22 protein-coding genes are annotated in these 22,253 nt (G+C 44.5%); all 22 read right to left on the reverse strand.

From position 1 onward, the window contains the following. Window positions 1–108: 108 nt before the first annotated feature. Window positions 109–408 (reverse strand): MerR family transcriptional regulator, encoded by a 300-nt coding sequence (locus NE665_RS20080; protein WP_233104799.1) that lies wholly within the window; start codon window positions 406–408, stop codon window positions 109–111. A 136-nt stretch (window positions 409–544) separates the two neighbouring features. Further along, window positions 545–772, reverse strand: coding sequence for a hypothetical protein (locus NE665_RS20085; protein ID WP_233104798.1), 228 nt, complete (start codon window positions 770–772; stop codon window positions 545–547). A gap of 85 nt (window positions 773–857) precedes the next feature. Beyond that, window positions 858–1,697: a hypothetical protein gene (locus tag NE665_RS20090; protein WP_117443133.1), complete on the reverse strand. Its 840-nt coding sequence runs from the start codon at window positions 1,695–1,697 to the stop codon at window positions 858–860. Continuing rightward, window positions 1,694–2,284: a class D sortase gene (locus NE665_RS20095; RefSeq protein WP_178759750.1), complete on the reverse strand. Its 591-nt coding sequence runs from the start codon at window positions 2,282–2,284 to the stop codon at window positions 1,694–1,696. Before NE665_RS20095 ends, NE665_RS20090 begins: the two co-directional genes overlap by 4 nt. Before the next feature lie 77 nt (window positions 2,285–2,361). Beyond that, on the reverse strand, window positions 2,362–3,003 hold the full coding sequence (locus NE665_RS20100) for an LPXTG cell wall anchor domain-containing protein (protein WP_233104797.1): 642 nt from the start codon (window positions 3,001–3,003) through the stop codon (window positions 2,362–2,364). Window positions 3,004–3,480: 477 nt separating this feature from the next. After that, entirely contained in the window at window positions 3,481–4,683 is a 1,203-nt protein-coding gene (locus NE665_RS20105; RefSeq protein WP_117443136.1) for an amidohydrolase, read from the reverse strand. A 152-nt stretch (window positions 4,684–4,835) separates the two neighbouring features. After that, the gene (locus NE665_RS20110; protein WP_117443137.1) at window positions 4,836–6,458 is read right to left on the reverse strand and encodes a peptide ABC transporter substrate-binding protein; all 1,623 of its coding nucleotides are present in this window, start codon (window positions 6,456–6,458) and stop codon (window positions 4,836–4,838) included. Between the two features lie 794 nt (window positions 6,459–7,252). Next, complete coding sequence (locus NE665_RS20115; RefSeq protein WP_117443138.1) at window positions 7,253–8,296, reverse strand: Fic family protein; 1,044 nt, start codon at window positions 8,294–8,296, stop codon at window positions 7,253–7,255. Between the two features lie 347 nt (window positions 8,297–8,643). Then, a complete protein-coding gene (locus tag NE665_RS20120) occupies window positions 8,644–10,542 on the reverse strand; it encodes a S9 family peptidase (protein WP_117443139.1) in 1,899 nt (632 codons plus the stop codon). After that, entirely contained in the window at window positions 10,539–11,120 is a 582-nt protein-coding gene (gene gmk / locus NE665_RS20125) for a guanylate kinase (RefSeq protein WP_117443140.1), read from the reverse strand. The genes NE665_RS20120 and gmk overlap by 4 nt, the downstream gene beginning before the upstream one ends. 123 nt (window positions 11,121–11,243) lie before the next feature. Then, window positions 11,244–12,218 carry a dipeptide ABC transporter ATP-binding protein gene (locus tag NE665_RS20130; RefSeq protein ID WP_117443141.1) on the reverse strand — a complete coding sequence of 325 codons (975 nt, stop codon included), beginning with the start codon at window positions 12,216–12,218 and terminating at the stop codon, window positions 11,244–11,246. Then, window positions 12,215–13,228, reverse strand: coding sequence for an ABC transporter ATP-binding protein (locus NE665_RS20135; RefSeq protein WP_117443142.1), 1,014 nt, complete (start codon window positions 13,226–13,228; stop codon window positions 12,215–12,217). The genes NE665_RS20130 and NE665_RS20135 overlap by 4 nt, the downstream gene beginning before the upstream one ends. A gap of 12 nt (window positions 13,229–13,240) precedes the next feature. Next, window positions 13,241–14,179 (reverse strand): ABC transporter permease, encoded by a 939-nt coding sequence (locus NE665_RS20140; RefSeq protein WP_054344280.1) that lies wholly within the window; start codon window positions 14,177–14,179, stop codon window positions 13,241–13,243. Window positions 14,180–14,191: 12 nt separating this feature from the next. Next, a complete protein-coding gene (locus NE665_RS20145; RefSeq protein WP_117443143.1) occupies window positions 14,192–15,109 on the reverse strand; it encodes an ABC transporter permease in 918 nt (305 codons plus the stop codon). A gap of 63 nt (window positions 15,110–15,172) precedes the next feature. Continuing rightward, window positions 15,173–15,820 (reverse strand): CBS and ACT domain-containing protein, encoded by a 648-nt coding sequence (locus NE665_RS20150; protein WP_002607326.1) that lies wholly within the window; start codon window positions 15,818–15,820, stop codon window positions 15,173–15,175. A gap of 4 nt (window positions 15,821–15,824) precedes the next feature. Continuing rightward, window positions 15,825–16,529: an ABC transporter ATP-binding protein gene (locus NE665_RS20155; RefSeq protein WP_117443144.1), complete on the reverse strand. Its 705-nt coding sequence runs from the start codon at window positions 16,527–16,529 to the stop codon at window positions 15,825–15,827. Window position 16,530: 1 nt separating this feature from the next. After that, window positions 16,531–17,307 (reverse strand): ABC transporter ATP-binding protein, encoded by a 777-nt coding sequence (locus NE665_RS20160; protein WP_117443145.1) that lies wholly within the window; start codon window positions 17,305–17,307, stop codon window positions 16,531–16,533. A gap of 1 nt (window position 17,308) precedes the next feature. Continuing rightward, entirely contained in the window at window positions 17,309–18,268 is a 960-nt protein-coding gene (locus tag NE665_RS20165; RefSeq protein ID WP_117443146.1) for a branched-chain amino acid ABC transporter permease, read from the reverse strand. A gap of 4 nt (window positions 18,269–18,272) precedes the next feature. Continuing rightward, on the reverse strand, window positions 18,273–19,151 hold the full coding sequence (locus NE665_RS20170; protein WP_117443147.1) for a branched-chain amino acid ABC transporter permease: 879 nt from the start codon (window positions 19,149–19,151) through the stop codon (window positions 18,273–18,275). A gap of 72 nt (window positions 19,152–19,223) precedes the next feature. Beyond that, window positions 19,224–20,417 carry an ABC transporter substrate-binding protein gene (locus NE665_RS20175; RefSeq protein ID WP_117443148.1) on the reverse strand — a complete coding sequence of 398 codons (1,194 nt, stop codon included), beginning with the start codon at window positions 20,415–20,417 and terminating at the stop codon, window positions 19,224–19,226. 412 nt (window positions 20,418–20,829) lie between these two features. Then, the gene (locus NE665_RS20180) at window positions 20,830–21,297 is read right to left on the reverse strand and encodes a hypothetical protein (protein WP_256302613.1); all 468 of its coding nucleotides are present in this window, start codon (window positions 21,295–21,297) and stop codon (window positions 20,830–20,832) included. A gap of 4 nt (window positions 21,298–21,301) precedes the next feature. Beyond that, a partial coding sequence (locus NE665_RS20185) for a hypothetical protein (RefSeq protein WP_256302614.1) occupies window positions 21,302–22,253 on the reverse strand: 952 nt, incomplete at its 5' end.

Raw genomic sequence — 22,253 nt, forward strand, 5'->3', positions numbered from 1 at the left:
TTTAACTATAGTTCTTTTCAACATATTTACATTCACAATTTCAAAGATCGAATACTATATTTTCAAGTATTTTATATTTCATACTTTTTCATAAATTACTACTTGACTTTAATATAGTTGTCTTTCTTTCCGAATGTTTGCTTCAATATGGCTGATTTTTTCCTGCAGAATATAGGAAAGGTCTTCCCCTTTATTATGCTCCAGAATATCCTTTATCTCCATGATGGAGAAATCAAGGGAGCGCAGATATTGAATCATCCGTGCTGTTTTTAAATCCTCATCACTGTAATACCGGTAGTGATTTTCAGCCTTCCGAAAGGACGGCTTCAATAGTCCCTCTGTGTCATAATATCGTAATGCTTTTACTGTAAGATTGCATAATTTGGAAAATTGACTAATCGTATACATCGTGATTCGCCTCCTTCTGCTTTATTGTAAACGTTCCTGTGCACAGGAGTGTCAAGTAGATTATAACGTATTTTAAGGAAACATACCAAAGAACAGAAAAACAGTATACGTCTCCTCTATCCGGCGTGTATACTGTTTATATGTCTTCAAAATGTGCAATTACCTCGGAGGCATCCTGCATATCCAGCAGCGTTCTGATTTCGCCATGCTCAATCAGAGCAATCAGTCTGCGATAAAAGTTCTTGATAGAACGCTCAACTTCATTTTTATTGCTTGCGGATATCACCGGCAGAAATACATGCTGTACGTACTCGTCACGTAAGATTTCCATAATAATAAATTGCGTGCACCCTTTCTTATTCATCACTTATTGCTTCATGTCAATAAAATCACAGACATATAATGAGAGCATAGAAGAGAACGGAATATATGAAAAAAACTGCTGGATTTTATTCTCCAGCAGCATTCGCAGTATTTCTTTTTTTAAATATAAACAAAATCAGAATGATTCCCACGAGTATCAATGCGATTCCAAATAGAATAAGCAGCCATAAATAGCCATCCAGAAAAGCCACAAAGAAATTATAGAAGTATTCCGGTTCCAGACGGATTCTATGTGTAAAGCCTCCCAGCAATATACCTGCCGGTAACAATGCCAGCATCCATCCGGCGCCTCCTGCCGCACTTCCAAGAAACAGAAGCGTATCCTCCTTTTTCAATTTCATACGTATTAGGAAAATCACAGAAAGCAGCAACAGCAGCACACATGCTCCAATAGCAAAGGGTAGAATTCTGTCCATCATCTGTACGCCCATCACGATATATTGAATAAACGGAAACTGTACGTATTGCTTATATCCTTTGGCATTTACTTTCACATAATTTTGCAGCCGCAGCTTTCCATCCTCATCCAGCTTCAGCTTTTCTTTTTGAATGATCTTCTGTAAATATGTGTCCAGCTTGTCCATGAAGCTCTTTTGATCCACTACAGCTGTTTTGCCTGTAAAGCTGGTGTCAATAAATGCAACTGCCTCTTTTTTTACGTCTGCTTCCTTCAAAAAACCATCATAGATGGAAGGCTGGAAGCCTGCAGCCCCCGCACTTTTTTTAAAGTCCTCGGTAAGCTCCTTCGTGACTGCTGTATAATACTCTGTTTTATCCAATGTTGATAACAAATATCCCTTATTCAGCAAGGTTGCCTTGGATATACAGACAAACAGCAGCAGGAACAGAAAGAATGCGATAAAGAAAGAAAACATACCACCTAACAGCTTTTCTCTGCGCTTCATTTAGTATCACCTACCACTCTTGGTCCGCTCACCTTATCCGCGTATACAAAGAGACGGTCTTCCTTCTCCCCTACGCCATCCAGCGGATAACAGGTAAAAAGAATCAGCTGCTCTTTGTTCTGTGAAAGATCATAAGCGGAAGTATCACTGGCATCCGCTACCTGTGATCCTGTGATCTTATATTTGAAAATTCCGTAATAGGTTTCAATCGTTATGATTTGCCCATTTTTTACGATCCCAAGATTCTTGAAATACGGTATGGTATGTCCCGCAATCATAACCGGTTTTCCGTAACCCGGTTTCCCCGATTGGATACGAATCCCTGCACCAACATACAGACATTCATCGGTAGAGCCGTAAATCAAGGGAACATCAATATCGGCTGCTTCTATCATAATCTTTCCCATGGTATCACCAACTCTTACGGATTTAATGTCCAATGCATCTAATTCCCCATCGCTCGGAAGTCCCTTTTTATCCGAATATAAATCCCTGGCAGTGCTGGAGAAATCCGGAGCCTGATCCTGCGCTATCATCTGATACAGCGATGTCACTGGACGAATGTACGGCTGTGCAATCAAAAGCATGATCAGGTATCCGATAAGAAGAAAAAATAATGGTACAGTGATCCACACCATTATTTTTCTAAAAGCCTTGTTCACGTTTATTCTTTAATAGTCTTTTTTCTGGAAGCTACGATACCAGCACCTGCCAGGATGACTGCTAAGCTACCAAAAATTGCATATGTACTTGAGAAATCCTCACCGGTTTTTTCCAGTTTTACAGCTGGTTTTATCTTATCCTTAATTGTTGGCTTTGCAGCTGGTTTCTCTTTTCCGGTTTCTTTTTCCTCTTCATAAACGACGTTCTTCTGCGTATAGATAACGTCTCCGTTGCTGTCTGTGATTGTCAGTGTATCCTTTACTGCATCATAAGCAATATTGAATCCGATTGTTTCCATCGCAGGCTTCATCAGATCAACCATTTCATTCATCAGCGCAGGAGTAACTTCATCTTCCCAGTGTTTCTCAAGGAAAGTCTGCACATTTTTCGCAGAATCCTTGATTATTTTAACATCCTTATCGCTCAGATCCACACCATCCAGATTAAAATAGTCCTCCATGGTTTTGTACTCTTCACTCGCCGGTACATATGCCAGTGTTTGACCCTGAATCGTAACACCCTTTGCCATGTAATCCAGAACATCCTGTTCCGCCTTGTTAATACCGCTGGCAGCATTGATAGGAGCAGCACATACTCCCAGTGTCATTGCAGCACAAGCAGCTGCAGTTAATAATTTTTTCATACGTTCCCTCTTTCCGTTTGTGTTATATATCGTAAAGCCCTTACAATATATAAAAACTCAACATTTACATAACTATATAATATATTAAATTTCCATATGTTGCAAGCTTATCTACACATAAAACCTGATAAATTCTTATAAAAACCAACAATTTGCAGCTTTGGTGCGCTTTTTTCAAAGATAGTCTGGAAAACTAGCATTTTCAATCTGCTATAAAAAGGCGGATTTCATGAAATGTGTATGAATTTTTCATATGATATCTTTTCGTACAAACATGGAAATGCAAATTATTCTAGCGTAAATATCATGAAAAGCTACGCATGCCGCTGTTCCATGTCATTCTATATCAGGCATAAAACGCGCATATAGACCACCGCTGTATCTTTGATACTATAGCTTGTTCATCGCCCTATTTACAGATTTCATGATAGGATTACACATACAGAATATTTCCTTTGATGAAATCATATGCTGACACTACCCCTTTTTACTTTCAAACTCTTTGCATATGCTGGCGCGCTGATCCGCTTCATATAAATCAAATACTGTAAGACATAGACTGATAATTCCCTTTTTGAGCTTATCATCAGCACAGGGCAGCTTCAGATATTCCAGAAACTTCACATCATGCGCATAGGCAGGTGTTGGTCCTCCCAATGCCAGTTCGCTGTACATCATCGGGCAGACATGCGATACATTTCCTACATCACTGGAGCCGCTGGCATCTGCATCACTGTCCACAAAGTCACCGGAGCCGCAAAGCTTTGCGTTTTCCACATACAGCTGTTGAAAGCTTTCCAGATTGATTAGATCATAATAGGTATTTTCAAAATTACGATATTCCATTTGCGCCCCTGTCATCAGGGAAGCTCCCTTGGCAATGTTGATAATCTTTGCACTGATTTCCTCCATATAAGCCTTATCGGCTGCACGGATGTAAAATTTACATACGCACAAATCCGGAATGATATTGCATGCTTCTCCACCCTTGGTGATAATTCCATGCACTCGCGTATCATTGCGCATCTGCTGCCGCAGATAACTGATTCCCGTAAACATCAGATTTACCGCATCCAATGCATTGACGCCCAGATGCGGATACGCTGCAGCATGGGCTGCTAATCCATGGAAGGTGAATTCCAGGGAATCCATTGCCAGCGTGACGACATGCGCATTATTTTCCGCTCCCAGATGCAGCTGGAATGCAAAATCTACATCATCAAACGCACCTTCCTCAACAAGAACGCATTTTCCACCAGTTGTTTCCTCAGCCGGGGTCCCCATAATTACAATCGTTCCCTCCAGCTCCTCCTTCATTTGTGCAAACATGAGCCCCACTCCCGCACATACCGCTCCAATCCAGTTGTGTCCGCAGGCATGTCCAAGCTCATTGTGCTCTTCTCCATAACCTGGCAGCGCATCATATTCTGCTAAAAACGCATAGGTCGGACCTGGCTTACTACCCTTTAGCTCGCATCGAAATGCTGTCTTTAAAGAGCCGTACGGCAGCTGTACAGAAAAACCTTCCTCCTTCAGCTGTTCACAAAGATAAGCACTTGACAAAAATTCCTGATCTCCATCCTCGGGATGGTCGTATATCCATTTGCTGATTTCCTCTGCCTTTTGCTGCACGCAATCCACATACAGCTGTTCCAGCCGCTTTTTTCTTTCATTCTTCATATGATAGCCTCCCTTATCCTATTTGCTTTGCTATTTCCATAACAGTCTCACATTGCCACATCCATAGAACATCCCTTGATCGGACGAGCAGTGAAAGCAAGACGCACACATTGAATAAGAAACAGAGAAGGGCTCCCTGTTTCTTTCTTATGCTATTCGATTGTTACATGTTCAAAATAGAACATTGCTGCCGGTGTACGCTCCAGCCCCTTCACACCTGGCTTTTTCAGCATTACCTGTGTATTTGTTACCAGTGGAATGAAGTAAGCCTGTTCAACGATCATGCGGTTTTCTGCATCATGCAACAGCTGCATACGCTTCGCTGCATCTGTTTCCAATGCAGCCTTCGCCATCAGATCTTCGTATTCTGCATCATCGAAAACAAGAACCGGCTGTGATTCCTTCTGCCACATGCCAAGATACGCTGCAGCAGGATCCAGTGTGGTAGCACTCAGACCATAGCGGCTTGTTTCAAACTGTCCGCCATCGACCTGCGTATAGAATACACCCTGTTCCACCTGATCGATTTTCAGATCAATATAAATTTTCTTGAACTGCTCCTGCAGTATCTGTGCAATATCCATATTTACCTGCTGCCCTGTGGTCTTATATTTGATTGTCAGCTTTTTACTATCAGAATAACCTGCTTTCTTCATAAGTGCCTGCGCAGCCTTTACATCGTATTTGATATAGTTACCGGCATCATCTGCTTCTTTTCGGAAGTCTTCCTTTTCTCCCTGAATTCCATGAGGAACCAGACCAAACAGCGGCGTTACATAATCTCCAGTATCCAGCACCTTTACAATACCGTCACGATCAACAGCCATAGCCATTGCCTTACGAACATTAACATCCTGCAACGCCTTATTTTCTGTGGATAAGGAATTGATATCAATAAAGTAATTGGATACATATGGATCTACCCGATACAAATCATCCTTGCCCTTGTAATTGGTATATCCTTCATTAGCGACATAGGTAGCGAAATCAATCTCTCCGGCCTCATAGCCCTGATACTGCGAAACGCTATCTTCCATAACCTTGAAGTGCAGCTTTTCCAGCGTTGTTTTGTCTGCCTCATAATAATCGGCATTCTTCACAAGGTCAACCGCGTCAGCAGGATTTACGCTTTCTGCCTTAAATGGACCGTTTACCGGTACATCTGCGGATAAAGACCATTCAGAATCCTTTTCCTTTGCGATATCGGAACGAAGTGGCGTATAGATTCCCTGTGTCATCAGTTTATCAAAATACAGAACCGGCTGAATCAGTTCTACGGTAAAGGTTTTATCATCCACCTTTTTCACACCGACATCCTTCATATCCTTTACTTTCATATCCTTGTCAAATGCCTTCTGCGCTCCAACGATGTATTTTCGTCCATCCTGCGCATTATAGGCATTGTCAGCACCATACGTAAGTCCTCGTTTGATACCGTAAACGAAGTCATCCGCCTTTACAGCCTTACCGTCACTCCATTTTGCGTCCTTAATGGTAAATGTGTAGGTTTTCCCATCCTCGCTGACTTTATAGTCCTCACAAAGATCCTTCACCAGATTACCATCCTTGTCCAGCTTGAACAGGGTACGATACATGTTTTGAATTACGATCATGGAATACGTGTCATCCGCACGCGCCGGGTCCAGACTGGTGATCTGTCCGCCAAGTGCAACCTTGAGTTCATTGCTGCTCTCTTCCCCGCCCCCGCAGGCACTCAGGCTGAGAACACTGATTCCCATGAAGAGCGATAACATTAGTTTTTTTAGCTTTTTCATACAGTTTCTCTCCTTTTACATTTATTATCATACATTCTTTTTGAATATTTTTCAATAAATGTAAATACTTTCAACACAAAACTTATATAAAAGTAAAAGTGTTTACAGAAAATTAAGCATGCAGGTCTTTTATCAGTGATTTATACGCCTGATTGTTTTACTTGAATTTAGAGTATATTTGAACTCATTTGTTAAGAAAACCTAAATTCATAATTTTTTTGAAATTATTCCTCCATTTAAAAAGTATTCAGGTTATATCAAAATACACGCTAATTGTATGTGTTTTGTTGCTAAGATAGCTTTGTCATCACAGCCCTGTCCACGATCACTAAATTTATCTATTTGCGCATCAAACAGATTCCTTTTCATATCCTTCAATGTTAAAAACAAAACAGGATACTAATTCTGATGTTTACATGCTTCTTCATCCTTTGAGATTTCTAATCCGTTAAACAAGTAGCTGTTTTCTTTTTCCTTGTTTGTAAAGAAATAATACAGCACGTCAGGGCGGGCAGCGCCTGCTTATGTTTAAAGTTTTCCCAAACCTTCTTGGTCTGGTATAAAACGCAACCTTTTCGCTGTATACATCTTTCATCATTGTCATCTTATCTTTAAAGTTTTCTATATCAATCGGAAGCATCTTCATAGGACCATAAGCTCCTTTTTATTCTTTCCAAGCGCTCTTTTTGAGGTAAACGAGAAGAAATATTGATATAGAATAATGCTTTATTTTTCTCATATCCTACTTTCAGTAGAGAATTTTATTGTCCTCCAACTCTTTGGGACACTCCACCCTAATCGTTTCTAGTATAGAATGTAGATCTACCGCCGCCATGACGGGTAATTTCCCCCTCATCCACCAATATTTTCAGGGATTTTTCAACTGCGGCTCGCCGAAGCGCAGGTAAGTACTCAACGATCTGAGCTTTTGTAAATTTGCCTATTTGTTCTTTTGCGGCATTCCGTACCATCTCCAGAGCCGGTTTCTTTTCTTCGACCAATTCTAAACGATTTTCGAAATCTCTATAGCTAGCTAAAATGACGCCTAGAAGATATTTGATAAAGGGTGTGACATCATTGCTTCCTTCATGCCATCCCTCATCGATATCCTGCAATGCTTCATAATAATTTAGTTTTGTTTTAGCGATTTTAGTTTCTATACTGATGTATTTTCCCACCTCAAATCCGCTCTTATAAAGTAGCAATGCGGTCATAAGTCGTGACATTCGACCATTACCATCATTAAAAGGATGGATACACAAAAAATCTGTGATAAAGGATGGAATTAACAGCAAGGGTTCAATATCTGCAGCGATTGCTTGATTGTAACTTTCACAAATTACATCGATTGCCTGTGATGTTTCATAGGGAGCTAACGGCTGAAATCGAACAGCTCTGGTTCCATCAGCTCGTATTTCTGCAATGTAATTTTGCGTATTCTTGAATTTTCCACCAAAAGATTCTCCTGAATAACTATATAGAACCTTATGAAGCTGCAGGATATAATTGCTTTGGATTGGGATATATTCATGACTTTCATGAATCATATTCAGAACATCTCGATAACCGGCAATCTCTTCTTCATCCCTGTTTTGCGGTGATGTCTTTTCGTTGACTAGCAGTTTGATTCTTGTGTCCGTCGTAACAATGCCTTCAATTTGATTTGATGCTTCAGTACTTTGTACTTTCGCAATTTCTACTAATTTATCAAAAATCATTGGTTTCTGTTTGATATAGAGTTCCTGTTTTCCCTTATATTCATGGATTTTAGCAATCAATGTTAGGACTTCCAAATCCCATTTTTTATCTCTGATCTCCAGATAATTAAACTGTCTCATTCCATACCACCTCATTATTCTCCTATTATAGCAAATTTTCAGGAGAAAAACCAAGGCTCATAAGGGGATATTAAAGATATTCTCCTATCAACGCTCATATTCTCCTATTATCAATCATGAAATAGGAGAATAAAGAAGACTGTAGGAGAATACGATTTGGATATCGATTAAAATTTATCACTCTGATGAAATAGGTGTTTTTTAAGGCCCTCCTCGATACATGAGGTTGTTCTTATTTTTTTCGGATATAACAAATCTGTTTTATAAACTTTCTCCGCTACCATGAGTTTAAAAGTTATGAAAGCGAAAAAAGCGATTCCCTATAGCAGAATCGCCTTATGACATGCTTATTTCAAATGTGCATCGAACCAGTCTGCCATTTCCTGCAGTCTGCGTAATCTATGCTTTGGTTTTCCACTCCTGCTCAGCTCATGATTCTCCTGAGGAAACAGACACATACGGCTTTCCACATCATGATACTGCAAAGCCGTAAACATCTGCAATCCCTCACTCAACGGGCAGTTATAATCCTCCAGCGAATGGATGAATAGCGTGGGTGTCTTTGCACGGTCTGCATATGCAAGCGGAGAAGCCTTCCAAATGCTCATGACGTCCTTCCATGGCGTTGTCTGCATTTCATTGGGATCAAAGGTATAGCCGATACAGCTGGTACCGAAATCCGATGTCCAGTTCGCAACACTCCGCTGGGAAGCAGCAGCCTGAAACCGGTCTGTCTGCGTGATAATCCAGTTTGTCATAAAACCGCCATAGCTTCCACCTAGCACGCCCAAGCGCTCGCTGTCCAGTGCCGGGGTCTCCTGAATCACTGCATCCGTAAACGCCATCAAATCCTCATAATCAATCGTACCATACTTTCCACGCAAATCCGCATACTCCTCACCATAGGAATCACTGCCCCTTGGATTTGTGTAAAACACCATATACCCCATGGACGCAAACATCTGCATTTCATGGTTGAAAACATTTCCATATGCACAACGTGGTCCTCCATGGATACTCAACAGTCCCGGATATTGTTTTCCTTCCACATAGTCAGCCGGATACAAAACCCATCCTTTCTGTATCTTTTTTTCAGAATTGGTATATAGGACTTCCTTTGGCTGTGCTTGCATATGTGTCTGTAAATACTCCGCATTCCAATTCGTCAGCTTCTGACAATCATCGGGTTTGCGTAAATATATTTCCTCCAACGCGTTTTCTTCCATTTCCAATGTATAACAGCCCTGTCCGCTCACGGCAATATCCCGTATCACATTACCAGACGGCGTCAGACAGATATCCCTGCCGTCCATAGACAATGCATACAGCAGACAGCGCCCATTTTCATTTTTCAGATGGTAAACGATCTGATCCTTCATCATGATGGAGGTCGAAGCTCCGACATGGCAGTCGCTCACAATATTGCAATATGCGTAATGCTCACAATCCAGCAGCTTTTTAACCCCCTGCTGTTCTGTCCAGCTGTAGAAATCCGCAGCCTCCTCGTTGCCATACTCCAGCATATCCGTTCCTGTAAAAACAATCGTATCTTCCTCACAGACAACAGCTTCAATGCGCAGGGTGTCACAGCTGACAAGCTCTGTTTTCCGCAGCGTATCTGTGGAAAAGGTGAAGATTCCCTGCGTCAGCGGTTTCTTTGTGGTATACTCCTGGGCACTGCACACAATACGCGAATTTGAAACCGCCAGGTTTTCCACATGCCAGTTTCCTTCAAACAACGCTGTGGATAGCTGACTTTCCTCATCAAAGACATACAGGTAGTTTCGCTTCCCGCTGATATAGCCGACACCGTTATCCCAGAATGGAATCTGTGTCAGCACGATGGTATCATCGTCATTATTCTTCTGAACAGATTCCTCTGCCAGATAAGCATACCGCTGCTCGCTTATCCTCTGCAGCTGTACAACATTCGCAGGTATTGTAAAGGCAGGCGTAATACAAAGGGTATCCAGATGCAGACGGACGAATTCCGTTTTCTCTTGCTCGACAGGCTTTTGAATCAGCAGTGTATGTTCATTTTCCCACAGAAAGTTGGAGAATTTCTGCTTCTGATAAATACAGATGCTCTTATCTCCCTGGTGCAGCCACAGACTTTTCTCGTATTCATCCGCTGCCTCCACCATCTGCGTATGTACATAGACCAGACGGCTTCCGGAAGGGGATGCTTTCAAACCACTCAGCAAATGCAGCTGATAGAGGTCGCTTTTCTCTATGCTCTTCTTCATGCTTTGTTTCCTCTTTCGCACAGCTGCTCATCCAGCAGTTTTCGTATTTCTTCATATGCTGCATTGACATCCGTATTTTTTACGGTATGGCGAAACAGTGTGGACAGCTCCAGTTCGACCAGTGCCTTGGAAATTCTACGCTGGGCACTGGCAGTATCATCCCGATATCTCAGCATGATCTGTTTCTCCAGCTCCTCCATGCTTTCTGGTTCTACAAATACGCACAGAGCATCCGGATATTGCAGCTTAATCTGTCCAACGCCCTGTGCTTCCACCTCAATCATGACATTTTTTCCGCTATTTAACAGAAAATCCACCTGATGCTTCGGTGTACCATAATAATAGCCGTCAAACTCCGTATACTCCAGCAGTTCACGATTTCGCAAAGCCTGTGCAAAGGCTTCATGATTGACAAAATAATAATCTTTGCCATCCACTTCCTCCTCGCGTTTAGGGCGTGTTGTCATGGAAATGGAATAATTCAGATGCAGTTGTTCATCACCAAGCAGCCGGTCACGGATATCCTTTTTTCCCACACTGCTGGCGCCGGTTAATACAAACAGCAAACCCTTGTTCATAATCCTTCTCCTGGTACAGTCACAGCATGTATAACAGCTGTCTGCCATACCTTTTCCTTTCTTTCAAAAAAACGAAAACACAGCCTTATGGCAGTGCTTCGTTTTACAGGTTATATAATCGCATTATTTTTCATACAGGAAGCAGGCAACCGTTCGTTTCCCCACATTCACCATTCCCGGCTTTTCTCTGGCACAGCGCTCTGTGGCATTGGGACAGCGGGTACGGAATACGCAGCCGCTCGGGGTATCCAGCGGACTCGGCAGCTCTCCCTCCAGTACGATTCGTTTCTTTTCTCTGGCAACACGGGGATCGGGAATCGGTACCGCTGACAACAGCGCCTGTGTATACGGATGCAGCGGACGGTGATACACATCATCGCTGTCTCCGATTTCCACCAGATTTCCCAGATACATAACACCGATGCGATCGGATATATGCTTTACCATACTTAAATCATGCGCAATAAACAGATAGGAAATGCCCATCTCCTTCTGGATATGCTCCAACAGATTGATGACCTGTGCCTGAATGGAAACATCCAATGCACTAATCGGCTCATCACAGACGATGAACTGCGGATGCAAGGCAAGCGTTCTGGCAATGCCGATACGCTGACGCTGCCCTCCGGAAAATTCATGCGGGTAACGGCGGATGTGATCCGGCTTCAGCCCGACGATATCCAGCAGCTCGCGAACACGCTGTTCCCGTTCTTCCTTTGTATTAAAAATATGATGAATATCCATTGGCTCACGGATGATTTCTCCAACCGTCATACGAGGATTCAGACTTGCATAGGGATCCTGAAAAATCATCTGTACATTTCTGCGGAATTCCGCAAGATGGCCGCCTTTGATCTTGGTAACGTCCTCACCATGGTAATACACCGTTCCGCTTGTCGGCTCATAAAGCTTGACGATTGCACGTCCGGTGGTACTTTTTCCACAGCCGCTCTCTCCAACCAGCCCGAAGGTTTCCTTTGGATAGATTTCAAAGCTGACACCGTCTACGGCCTTTACCACCTGTTTTTTTGTGAACAGACCACCCTTGACAGGAAAATGTACCTTCAGGTTTTCCACCTTCAATACTGCATCACTCATTGAGCCTCACCACCTTTACGCGCCTTGGGATGCTGCAGCCAGCAGGAACAGCGATGCGTATCAGATAGCTGTGTTTCCTGCGGCATGCGCATTTTGCATATCTTCATGGCAGCTGTACAGCGATCCGCAAACGGACAGGTATCCTGAATATTCAACAGATCAGGAGGACTTCCCGGAATCGGATGCAGTTCCTTTTTTTCAAGCTCATTCGGATTGGAAATACAGGACAGCAGACCAATCGTATACGGATGCTGCGGATGTTCAAAAATTTCAAACACTGTACCGGTTTCCACAATTTTTCCACCATACATAATCGCGATACGATCACAGATACTGGCAACGACACCAAGATCATGGGTAATCATGATAATACCCGAATCAATTTCCTCCTTCAGATGGGAAATCAATTCCAGAACCTGTGCCTGTATGGTCACATCCAGCGCCGTTGTCGGCTCATCGGCAATGATGATTTTCGGATCACAGGCCAGTGCGATCGCGATGATGATACGCTGCCGCATACCTCCGGAAAACTGATGCGGATACTGCCGTATTCTAGTCTCGGGTGAAGGTATGCCAACCTTGCGCATCAATTCGATTGCACGCTTTTTCGCTTCTTCCTTCGATATATCCACGTGATTCATAATCGGCTCAATCAGCTGCGTTTCAATACGCAGAACCGGATTCAGAAAGGTCATCGGGTCCTGAAAGATCATCGCCAAATCATTACCGCGGATGCGATCCATGACCTGTTCATATTCCTTACGCTCGGAAAATGCCTTTGGCGATATTTCCTTGCCGTCGATGGTTATACTGCCATCCTTTACGATTCCGTTTCCTGACAACAGGCCCATAACGGAAAACATCGTCTGACTCTTTCCGGAACCGGACTCCCCTACGATTCCTAAAACCTCTCCCTTATCCACAGACAGGGATACATCACGTACAGCATGTACCATTCCGTTTTCTGTTTCAAAATCGGTAGAGAGGTGTTTAATTTCCAGCATACTCATATGATTTCCTCCCTACTTCTTCTTTTTCTTCGGATCCAGGGCATCCCCCAGTCCGTCTCCGATAAAATTCAATGCCAGCATTGTCAGACAGATTGCCAGAATCGGCCACAGTGTCTGCAGCGGATAGGAGGTCAGGGTGCTTCTCGCTTCATTCGCCAGTGTTCCCCAGCTTGCCTGCGGTGCACTCAGACCGATTCCCAAAAAGCCCAGAAAGGCCTCATAGAAAATCGCACTCGGCACCAGCATGGTAACGGAGACGATGATCGGCCCCATGCTGTTGATAATCAGATGCTTGAAAATAATACGCCCGCTACCCGCGCCTAGCACCTTGGCCGCAAGGGAAAATTCCTGTTCCTTCAGCGTCATGACCTGTGTGCGCACCTGTCGGGCCATTCCCATCCAGGAGGAAATACAAATACCAATCAGAATGGAGCTCATTGACGGCCCCATAACCACAACGATCATAATGACATACAGCATATCCGGTATGGAATACATCATATCCACAAACCGCATCATGATCATATCGATTTTACCACCGAAGTAGCCGGCAATTCCTCCGTAGAGGACACCGACACCAAGAGAAATAAGGGCAGCCGCAAAGCCGACGCTTAAGGATACGCGCCCGCCCCACATGATACGCACCAGAATATCACGGCCGAATTTATCCGTTCCCATCAGATGCTGAAGGGATGGACCTACATTGCGGATTGCCAGATTCTGACCGTCATAGGTATAGGGGGATACCATCGGTATGATAATCGCACACAGCAGCATGAACATCAGAAAGCAGAAGCCCACAAATGCCAGCTTGTTCTGTCGAAACCGATGCCATGCATCTGCCAGATAGGTCCGGCTTTCATACGCTATTTTTTCTGCATTTTTTTCAGAATCATCCAGACGTTCAAACAGATCGTCACTCAATTCTTCCTGCAGTATTTTGTCACTCATAGCATTCACCTCCTAATCCAGCTTGATCCGCGGATCAATGATGGCGGACAGGATATCAGTAATCAGATTAAAGGTGATGACAAGGAAACCAAGGAATATTGTCAGTCCCATGATAATCGGATAATCTCGTGTTGTAATACAGGATACAAACGCACTGCCGATGCCCGGTATTGAGAAGACGCTCTCAATGACGAAGCTTCCCGTCAGCATGAAGGCGAACATCGGACCTGCATAGGTTACCACCGGCAGCATGGCGTTTTTCAAAGCATGCTTGATGACAACCTTCTTATATGGCGTCCCCTTGGAGCGCGCCAGAATGATATAATCCTGATTCATAACCTCCAGCATACTGGAACGGGTCAGGCGGGCAATCATGGCGATGGGATAAAACGCAAGTGAAAGTGCCGGCATGATGTAATTCAGCGGACTGTTCAATCCGATAAACGGCAGAATATGCAGCTGTACCCCGAATATAATCAGCATGATCATCGCAATCAGAAACGACGGTACACTGACACCGATCGTTGCCACAAACATACACAGGTTGTTCACCCACTTATGCCGTGATAACGCTGCCCCAGTCCCCAGCGCAATTCCTCCCACAAGAGCCAGAACAAAGGCAATCAGCCCCAGACGTGCCGTTACCGGAAATCCGGTTTTGATATAATAGGAAACACTGCGTCCGGTATTGATCATACTTTCCCCAAGATTCCCCTGTGCGACCCCCTTCAGGTAGATCACATACTGCTCCATCAGCGGCTTATCCAGATTATACTTAGCTTCTGCGGCAGCCAGTGCTTCCGGTGTCTTATACTTTGCCAGGGAAAATGGTGATCCCGGTGTCGCCTTCATCAGAAAAAATGTCACGCTGGCTAGTACAAACAGTGTCACAAATCCGATCAGCACACGTTTGATGATATACTTTGGCATACAAACAACCCCTTTTCTCATTTCGCTTGTCGCTGGATATTTCGATGCGTATATCCTGCTGTGTTAATTCGGATTTTTGGTAATGCTTAACACCTTGTATCCGTTTGCTTCCAGATCACTCGCCAATGCGTCTGTCTGGAAGGTATCAATACGGATGATCATATCCGCAAAGCCGTTGTGCTGGGAATATACCCCCAGATGTGTGATATTGCAATTATTACGGACAAAGATTTCCGAGATTTTCCCAATCGTTCCCAGCTCGTCCTTGACTTCGATACAAACACGGCTTCCGCTTGTGCGATAGCCCAGAATATCCAGGAATGCAGAAAGAACATCGTTACTTGTCAGAATGCCAACAACCTCATTGGCATCGTTGACAACCGGCAGACAGCCGATATCATGCTTGTACATCAGCAGTGCTGCATCCTCCAGAAAACGGTCCTCATGAATCGTGATGACATCACGGATCATAATCGCATCCACGCTTGTCTTTGAAAGCAGGTAATTCAGCTCATAAATACTCAGACTGGTTGCCTTACTGGCACCCTTTTTGGAAATCATGCCCTCTGTAACCAGACCAACCAGCTTTTTGCCGCTGATGACCGGGATACGGTGCAGCTCCTTTTCACTCATGATATCGACGACATCACTGATTTTACTATTCACATCGATACAGATCGGATGCTTTGTCATTCTGTTTTTTACGTACATAATATTATCCTCCCAGGTATGCTTTCTGAATTTCAGGACTATTGACCAGCTCTGCGCCAGTTCCCGTCATGACGATATTGCCCGTTTCCATAACATAGGCACGATCCGCGATAGACAATGCCATCTTTGCATTCTGTTCAACAAGCAGAACGGTTGTCCCTTTTTCATTGATATCCTTGATGATGTTGAAGATTTCCTTTACCAGAATCGGTGCAAGTCCCATGCTCGGCTCATCCAGCAACAAAATCTTCGGTCTGGCCATCAGCGCACGTCCCATCGCCAGCATCTGCTGTTCTCCTCCGGATAAGGTGGAAGCATCCTGTGAGCTTCGCTTCTCCAGAATCGGAAACCGCTGGTAAATATCCTGCAAATCCGCTTTGATACCGTCCTTGTCCTTACGCAGATAGGCACCCATCAAAAGATTTTCATACACACTCATACCGGGAAAGATATGCCGTCCCTCCGGTACCTGTGTGATACCTTCCTTTACGATATTCTTGGCACTGACCTTGTTCATCGATTTGCCAAGGAACATAACCTCTCCGCTTGTTTTCTTCAGCAAGCCGCTGATGGTTTGAAGCAGAGTCGTCTTACCGGCACCGTTGGCACCGATCAGTGAGACGATCTCCCCCTCCTTAACCTCCATGGATACATCCTTCAATGCATGAATCACGCCATAGTGGACATTTAATTTCTCTACCTTCAGCATCTTAAATATCCTCCCCCAAGTACGCCTTAATGACGCGCTTGTCGTTCTTGATCACTTCCGGAACACCATTGGCAATGCATTTTCCATAATCCAGCACATAAATTCGCTCACAGATCGTCATAACCAGCGACATATCATGCTCAATCAGGATCACCGTCAGATGGAAGTCATCCTTGATCTGATGAATCAGTCTGGTCAGATCCGCTGTTTCCTGTGGATTCATACCGGCTGCCGGCTCATCCAGAAACAATACCTTCGGCTGTGTGGCAAGCGCTCTGGCGATTTCCAGACGACGCTGTTCCCCATAGGGAAGATTGCTGGCAAGCTCATTTCGCTTGTCATACAGATGTACCACCTTTAACAGCTCCTCTGCCTGCTGCTTTACACGCTCCTCCTCACGATAGTAGTTCGGTGTACGCAGAATTGCCTGCAGGGTTCCGTATTTAATATTCTTATGCATTGCGATTTTCACATTATCCAGTGCTGTCAGATTTTTAAACAGGCGGATATTCTGGAAGGTTCTCGCCAGCCCCATACGCGTTACCGCATACGGCTTCATACCGCCGATTTCCTTCATCTCGCCATCGACATTCAGCTCAATTTTTCCCTCACTCGGCTCATAAACACCGGTAAGCAGATTGAACAGCGTCGTCTTTCCGGCACCGTTTGGTCCGATCAGCCCAATCAGCTCCTGTTCATTGATTTCCATATGAACATTGGATACCGCACAAAGACCGCCGAAGTTCTTTGTCAGTCCACTCACTTTCAACAAAGCCATATTAACGCACCTCCTTCTTTTTCGAGAACCGCTTTAACAGACCCGAGAAGGTGAATTCCTTGGTTCCAAACAGGCCCTCCGGACGAAAGACCATAATCAGTACCAGCGCGGCTCCGTAAATAATCATACGGACATCCGCAAAATTCTGAAGATACATATTGATAAAACCGATGACAACCGCCGCAACAATGGAACCGGTAAAGCTTCCCATGCCGCCGAATACAACCAGAATCAGGATGTCCACAGATTTATTGAAGGTGAACAGATCCGGCTTTACAACATAGAAGTTGCAGGCATACAAGGCACCGGCCAAGGATGCCAGAACAGCGCCGATCACAAAGGCAATCGTCTTATACTTTGTCGTATTGATTCCCATTGCTTCGGATGCAATTTCATCCTCACGGATGGAAATACAGGCACGTCCGGGTGCACTGCGTGAAAAGTTCAATACGATCAGCAGTGATACGATCAAGCAAAACAGCAGCAGCGGCCAGGTCGTCAGCTTCGGAATACCGAACAGACCGGCAGCCCCGTTGGTAATCGTCATATTCAATACGATGATACGTACAATTTCAGAAAAACCAAGCGTTGCAATCGCCAGATAATCGCCCTTTAATCGCAGGGTTGGAATAGCGACTATCAAAGCGACAAGCGCAGAAATCACACCGCCGATGACAACCGCAAGCGCAAAGCCACCCAGATTCGGCGTTGCCTTTGTAATGATGGCAGCCGCATAGGCACCAATGCACATAAAGCCGGCATGTCCTAACGAGAACTGACCGGTCACACCGATGATCAGGTTCAGGGAGATTGCCAGTATCATATTGATTCCAATCGTATATAAGGTACTCTGATAATAGAAGTTGATAACACCGCCCTGCATGAGCAGCGTGATGATCGTTAACAATGCCGTCGTGAATAAAATCCAGCAAAGGTTCAGCTTACTAAAGATATGTTTCATACGCCTACACCTTCTCTTTCACATTTTTGCCCAGCAATCCTGCCGGCTTGATGATCAGAATCAGAATCAAAATAGCATATACAACGGCATCCTTATATAAGGAGCTTCCGTATGCAGTGACAAGCGCCTCAACAATACCGATGAAGAAGCCGCCAAACATCGCACCCGGAATAATACCGATTCCACCGAATACCGCAGCGACAAAGGCCTTGATACCGGGAACCATACCCATCAGCGGATTGATCGTATTGTAATACATACCAACCAGAACACCGCCGGCACCTGCGAGTGCAGAGCCGATGGCAAAGGTATAGGAAATCGTTGCGTCCACATTGATGCCCATCAGCTTCGCCGCATCCGCATCCACGGAAACAGCACGCATGGAACGTCCGATTTTCGTCTTGCGTACGATAAACTGCAATGCGAGCATCAGAATGATGGTAATCGCCAGAATATAAATCTGCTGCATCTGAATCTGAATGCCGAACACATGGAAGGTTTGATTGCTTAAGACGGACGGATAGGTTTTTACCCCCGGCCCCATGACCTTCTGTGTGGAATATTCCAGAAAATAGCTGACACCGATTGCCGTAATCAGCGCCGCAATTCGTGTCGCATGCCGCAAAGGCTTATACGCAATGCGTTCAATAACAACACCCAGCACACCACAGACCACCATGGCCAGCAGCAGAGCCGGAAAAAAGCCCAAATGTAGCTGTGCTATGGAGATGAATCCCACATAGGCACCAAGCATGTAAATATCACCATGCGCAAAATTGATCAGCTTGATAATCCCATATACCATCGTATATCCCAATGCAATCAGAGCATAGATACTGCCAATGGAAAGACCGTTTACCAGCTGTTGAAAAAATTCTGTCATAACTTCACCCCTCTATACTGGAAAATAGGAGAAAGAATATCTTTCCCCTATTCTATACTTCATCGTATTCTACTATTTGTTCGGATCAACTTCTACTGCATTCTTCTGTTCGCCGTCAACCAGCTCTACAACCAGGGCAGCCTTCTTCGGTGTATGTGTTTCATCAAAGGTAAAGCTTCCGGTTACACCCTTGAAGTCAAGCTCTGCCATCGCCTTCTGTGCAGCTTCAGAGTCTGCTGTTCCTGCCTTTTCAAAGGACTGAATCAAAACATTTGTAGCATCGTAAGCCAGAGCGGAGAACATGCTTGGATCTTCATTGTATTCTTTCTTGTAGTCCGCAATAAACTGTGTCAGTGCATCGCTTGCATCTACCGTTGTATACGCAGTTGTAAAGAATACATCGTTCAGGTTTTTGTTCCCTGCCAGCTTCACAAGGTCAGTGGAATCAAATCCGTCACCACCGACGATCGGTACATCAATTCCCATTTCACGAGCCTGCTTGATAATCAGACCTACCTCATTATAATATCCAGGGATATAGATCACATCAAAGTCCATTCCCTTGATTTTTGTCAGCTGTACGTTGAAATCGGTATCCTTTGCCTGATAGTTCAGCTCGGTTACGATTTTTCCGCCTTTTTCCTTGAATTTATCCTGGAATGCCTTGGAAAGACCTTTCGCATAATCAGAGCTGGAGTCAGAAATGACAACAGCCTTGGTTTTCTTTAAGGTATCCTTTGCGTACACTGCCATCGCAGCTCCCTGATAAGGGTCTTCAAAGCAGACGCGGAATACATATGGATATACGCTTTCCTTTGTCTTACCATCCTGCAGTGTTACATTGGTTGCTGTCGCAGATGGTGATACCACCAGCACCTTATTGTCGGATGCGATTTGATAGGTTGCCGCAGATGCCCCTGAGGTTGCCGGTCCTACAATTCCCTTTACACCGTCGGATGTAATCAGCTTGGTAGCCACGTTTGTGGATTCATCCGCCTGAGATTTATTATCTCCTTTAATTGCCTTATAGCTGAACTTGTTGTCCTTGTTTGCATTTGCCTGTTTGATAGCAAGCATAGAGCCGTTATATTCCGGCGTACCGTAGTTTGCTGTTTCCCCGGACAGCTCATAGTTTAAACCGATTTTGATTTCGTTCGTATCTCCATCACCGGAGCCTGCATCACCGCTGTTTCCACAGGCAGTCATCGTTGTCAAAGCCATACAGCTAACTGCAGCCATGGCCATAAATTTCTTAAAGTTTCCCATGTTCCTCTCTCCTCTTTTCCTGAAAAATAATCAATTACCGTTAAAATTGATAGTTCTATTATATGCGTTTGCACATTCTTTTTCAAGTGTTTTCTGCAAATTTTTCACATATTTTCATGACATTATGTAATTTATTACAATGCAGACCATTTTCATATACGCTTCTCCTGTATTTATGCAGATTTTCCGATCACATGGTCTCTTTTTATTGGAATGAATCCATTTCGCATATATACTTTATCCGGTGAGGAACCTATTTAGATTGCTTTGGCACAGATGACATCTCCTGAAGAACATCAGTCAGGAAAATGCATATAGGAAAAATATATGAAAAGCTTTATGGTCTTTTGTTTTTATAAAAAGACCATATCACATACAGTCGGATATGGCCCATAGAGCATTTCTTTCATAATTAACAGCGATTTTCTGATAACTGCTTCACATATTTATAGAAGGTCGCCTTTTTCAGTGAGGTCCTTCTGCGATAGGTCTCCAGCGGGATATGATTCTTCTGACAGTATTCCACCTGTTCCTTGAAGTCCTCCGGCAGACTCGCACGCGGTCTTCCATAGCTCCCCGCTCCCTCTTTCTTCTTCTCCAGTGCCTTCACGATCCCCTTATACTGCGCCTTCTTCAGCTCCTCCCGCTTCTTTCGTTCCTCCCGCTTCATCAGATACAGGATGTCCAGATATACATCCGGAGATATCCGCGCATCCTTCACCTGTAGACGGATATCCTTTTCCCCACAGTAGCGCAGCTTCTCCTCCAGATCCTGCTCATCCCTGCAGAACGCACTCAGCGACAGCACCTCCAGCACATCCTTCTCCATCAGCTTCCCCTTCAGCTCTCCCCAGTTGTCCTCATATCTTCTTACACACATACCTTCAACTCTCCTTACGTCTCTTCCTTATCCTGCTTCCCTTTCCGCTCTTTTTCAAATACAGGCCGCCGACCAGACTCACGCCGAGGAATCCCGCTGCCGCAAACATCGCCGTGCTTCCCAGTGCCAGCTTCTGATCCACCCTTCGGCTTCCACCGACCAGTCCGCTCACCCACGTGTTCAGACTCTTTTCCTCCACCGGCAGACTGCGCTGTGAAAACACATAGTCCTTCCCCGGTGCCATCCTCACCTCGATGATGTTCTCCTCATCGATCTGCAGGTCCTTTCGGACGTAGACCAGATCCCGCTGTTCTACCGAATACTGATACACTCCGTATGCGTGATCCCAGCTCGCAGGTACTCCGATCCCGATATACACCGGTATGCTCACATGCGCCTGCTCACACTGCAACAGATATGTGATGTCATTGGTTCCACTCATTTCATACATCGCTTCCTTATGGCTGCACTTCGCTCCAAATTCAAAATCCAGCGTCGTTTCCTTCATATCCTTGATATCACTGTATAACAGTCGCAGTCGGTAATGCATCTTGCCCTCGCTCCTGTCCACGACGCGCATCACGATGTTCTTCTGCTCTTCCTTCGCTTTTTCAAATAATGCCGGATAGATCGTCAGGCGCTCGGCCTTTTCCTCCCACTTGTAATACGCTCTTCCATTCTTATCTGTTCCATTTCTTTGGATCCCATAGCGCTGTTGATTCGCCGCTGTGATGTTGGGATAAAAATTCCGGATCGCTGATGCTCCCTGCTCTCCCGATGCAGCATTGTTCGGATCCCTGGATGGTTTGCTGTTTTCTTCCTTATTACTGCCTTCACCACCATTATCAACTGTTCCAGTATCCGGTTCCTCGGGGCTTACCGGGTCTTCCTTATCCTCTGGGGCAGGTACGTCGATATCGATGTCATCATCCTTCACCTTTCCGATCAGCTGTCCA

The organism is Clostridium sp. DFI.1.208, assembly GCF_024463855.1.
In the GTDB taxonomy this organism is placed as follows: Bacteria; Bacillota_I; Bacilli_A; order Erysipelotrichales; family Erysipelotrichaceae; genus Clostridium_AQ.

Excerpts from the sequence above, each read along its gene's own strand:
- NE665_RS20080 (WP_233104799.1), bottom strand. The coding sequence starts at position 408 with ATGTATACGATTAGTCAATTTTCCAAATTATGCAATCTTACAGTAAAA.
- NE665_RS20085 (WP_233104798.1), bottom strand. The coding sequence starts at position 772 with ATGAATAAGAAAGGGTGCACGCAATTTATTATTATGGAAATCTTACGT.
- NE665_RS20090 (WP_117443133.1), bottom strand. The coding sequence starts at position 1,697 with ATGAAGCGCAGAGAAAAGCTGTTAGGTGGTATGTTTTCTTTCTTTATC.
- NE665_RS20095 (WP_178759750.1), bottom strand. The coding sequence starts at position 2,284 with ATGCTTTTGATTGCACAGCCGTACATTCGTCCAGTGACATCGCTGTAT.
- NE665_RS20100 (WP_233104797.1), bottom strand. The coding sequence starts at position 3,003 with ATGAAAAAATTATTAACTGCAGCTGCTTGTGCTGCAATGACACTGGGA.
- NE665_RS20105 (WP_117443136.1), bottom strand. The coding sequence starts at position 4,683 with ATGAAGAATGAAAGAAAAAAGCGGCTGGAACAGCTGTATGTGGATTGC.
- NE665_RS20110 (WP_117443137.1), bottom strand. The coding sequence starts at position 6,458 with ATGAAAAAGCTAAAAAAACTAATGTTATCGCTCTTCATGGGAATCAGT.
- NE665_RS20115 (WP_117443138.1), bottom strand. The coding sequence starts at position 8,296 with ATGAGACAGTTTAATTATCTGGAGATCAGAGATAAAAAATGGGATTTG.
- NE665_RS20120 (WP_117443139.1), bottom strand. The coding sequence starts at position 10,542 with ATGAAGAAGAGCATAGAGAAAAGCGACCTCTATCAGCTGCATTTGCTG.
- gmk (WP_117443140.1), bottom strand. The coding sequence starts at position 11,120 with ATGAACAAGGGTTTGCTGTTTGTATTAACCGGCGCCAGCAGTGTGGGA.
- NE665_RS20130 (WP_117443141.1), bottom strand. The coding sequence starts at position 12,218 with ATGAGTGATGCAGTATTGAAGGTGGAAAACCTGAAGGTACATTTTCCT.
- NE665_RS20135 (WP_117443142.1), bottom strand. The coding sequence starts at position 13,228 with ATGAGTATGCTGGAAATTAAACACCTCTCTACCGATTTTGAAACAGAA.
- NE665_RS20140 (WP_054344280.1), bottom strand. The coding sequence starts at position 14,179 with ATGAGTGACAAAATACTGCAGGAAGAATTGAGTGACGATCTGTTTGAA.
- NE665_RS20145 (WP_117443143.1), bottom strand. The coding sequence starts at position 15,109 with ATGCCAAAGTATATCATCAAACGTGTGCTGATCGGATTTGTGACACTG.
- NE665_RS20150 (WP_002607326.1), bottom strand. The coding sequence starts at position 15,820 with ATGTACGTAAAAAACAGAATGACAAAGCATCCGATCTGTATCGATGTG.
- NE665_RS20155 (WP_117443144.1), bottom strand. The coding sequence starts at position 16,529 with ATGCTGAAGGTAGAGAAATTAAATGTCCACTATGGCGTGATTCATGCA.
- NE665_RS20160 (WP_117443145.1), bottom strand. The coding sequence starts at position 17,307 with ATGGCTTTGTTGAAAGTGAGTGGACTGACAAAGAACTTCGGCGGTCTT.
- NE665_RS20165 (WP_117443146.1), bottom strand. The coding sequence starts at position 18,268 with ATGAAACATATCTTTAGTAAGCTGAACCTTTGCTGGATTTTATTCACG.
- NE665_RS20170 (WP_117443147.1), bottom strand. The coding sequence starts at position 19,151 with ATGACAGAATTTTTTCAACAGCTGGTAAACGGTCTTTCCATTGGCAGT.
- NE665_RS20175 (WP_117443148.1), bottom strand. The coding sequence starts at position 20,417 with ATGGGAAACTTTAAGAAATTTATGGCCATGGCTGCAGTTAGCTGTATG.
- NE665_RS20180 (WP_256302613.1), bottom strand. The coding sequence starts at position 21,297 with ATGTGTGTAAGAAGATATGAGGACAACTGGGGAGAGCTGAAGGGGAAG.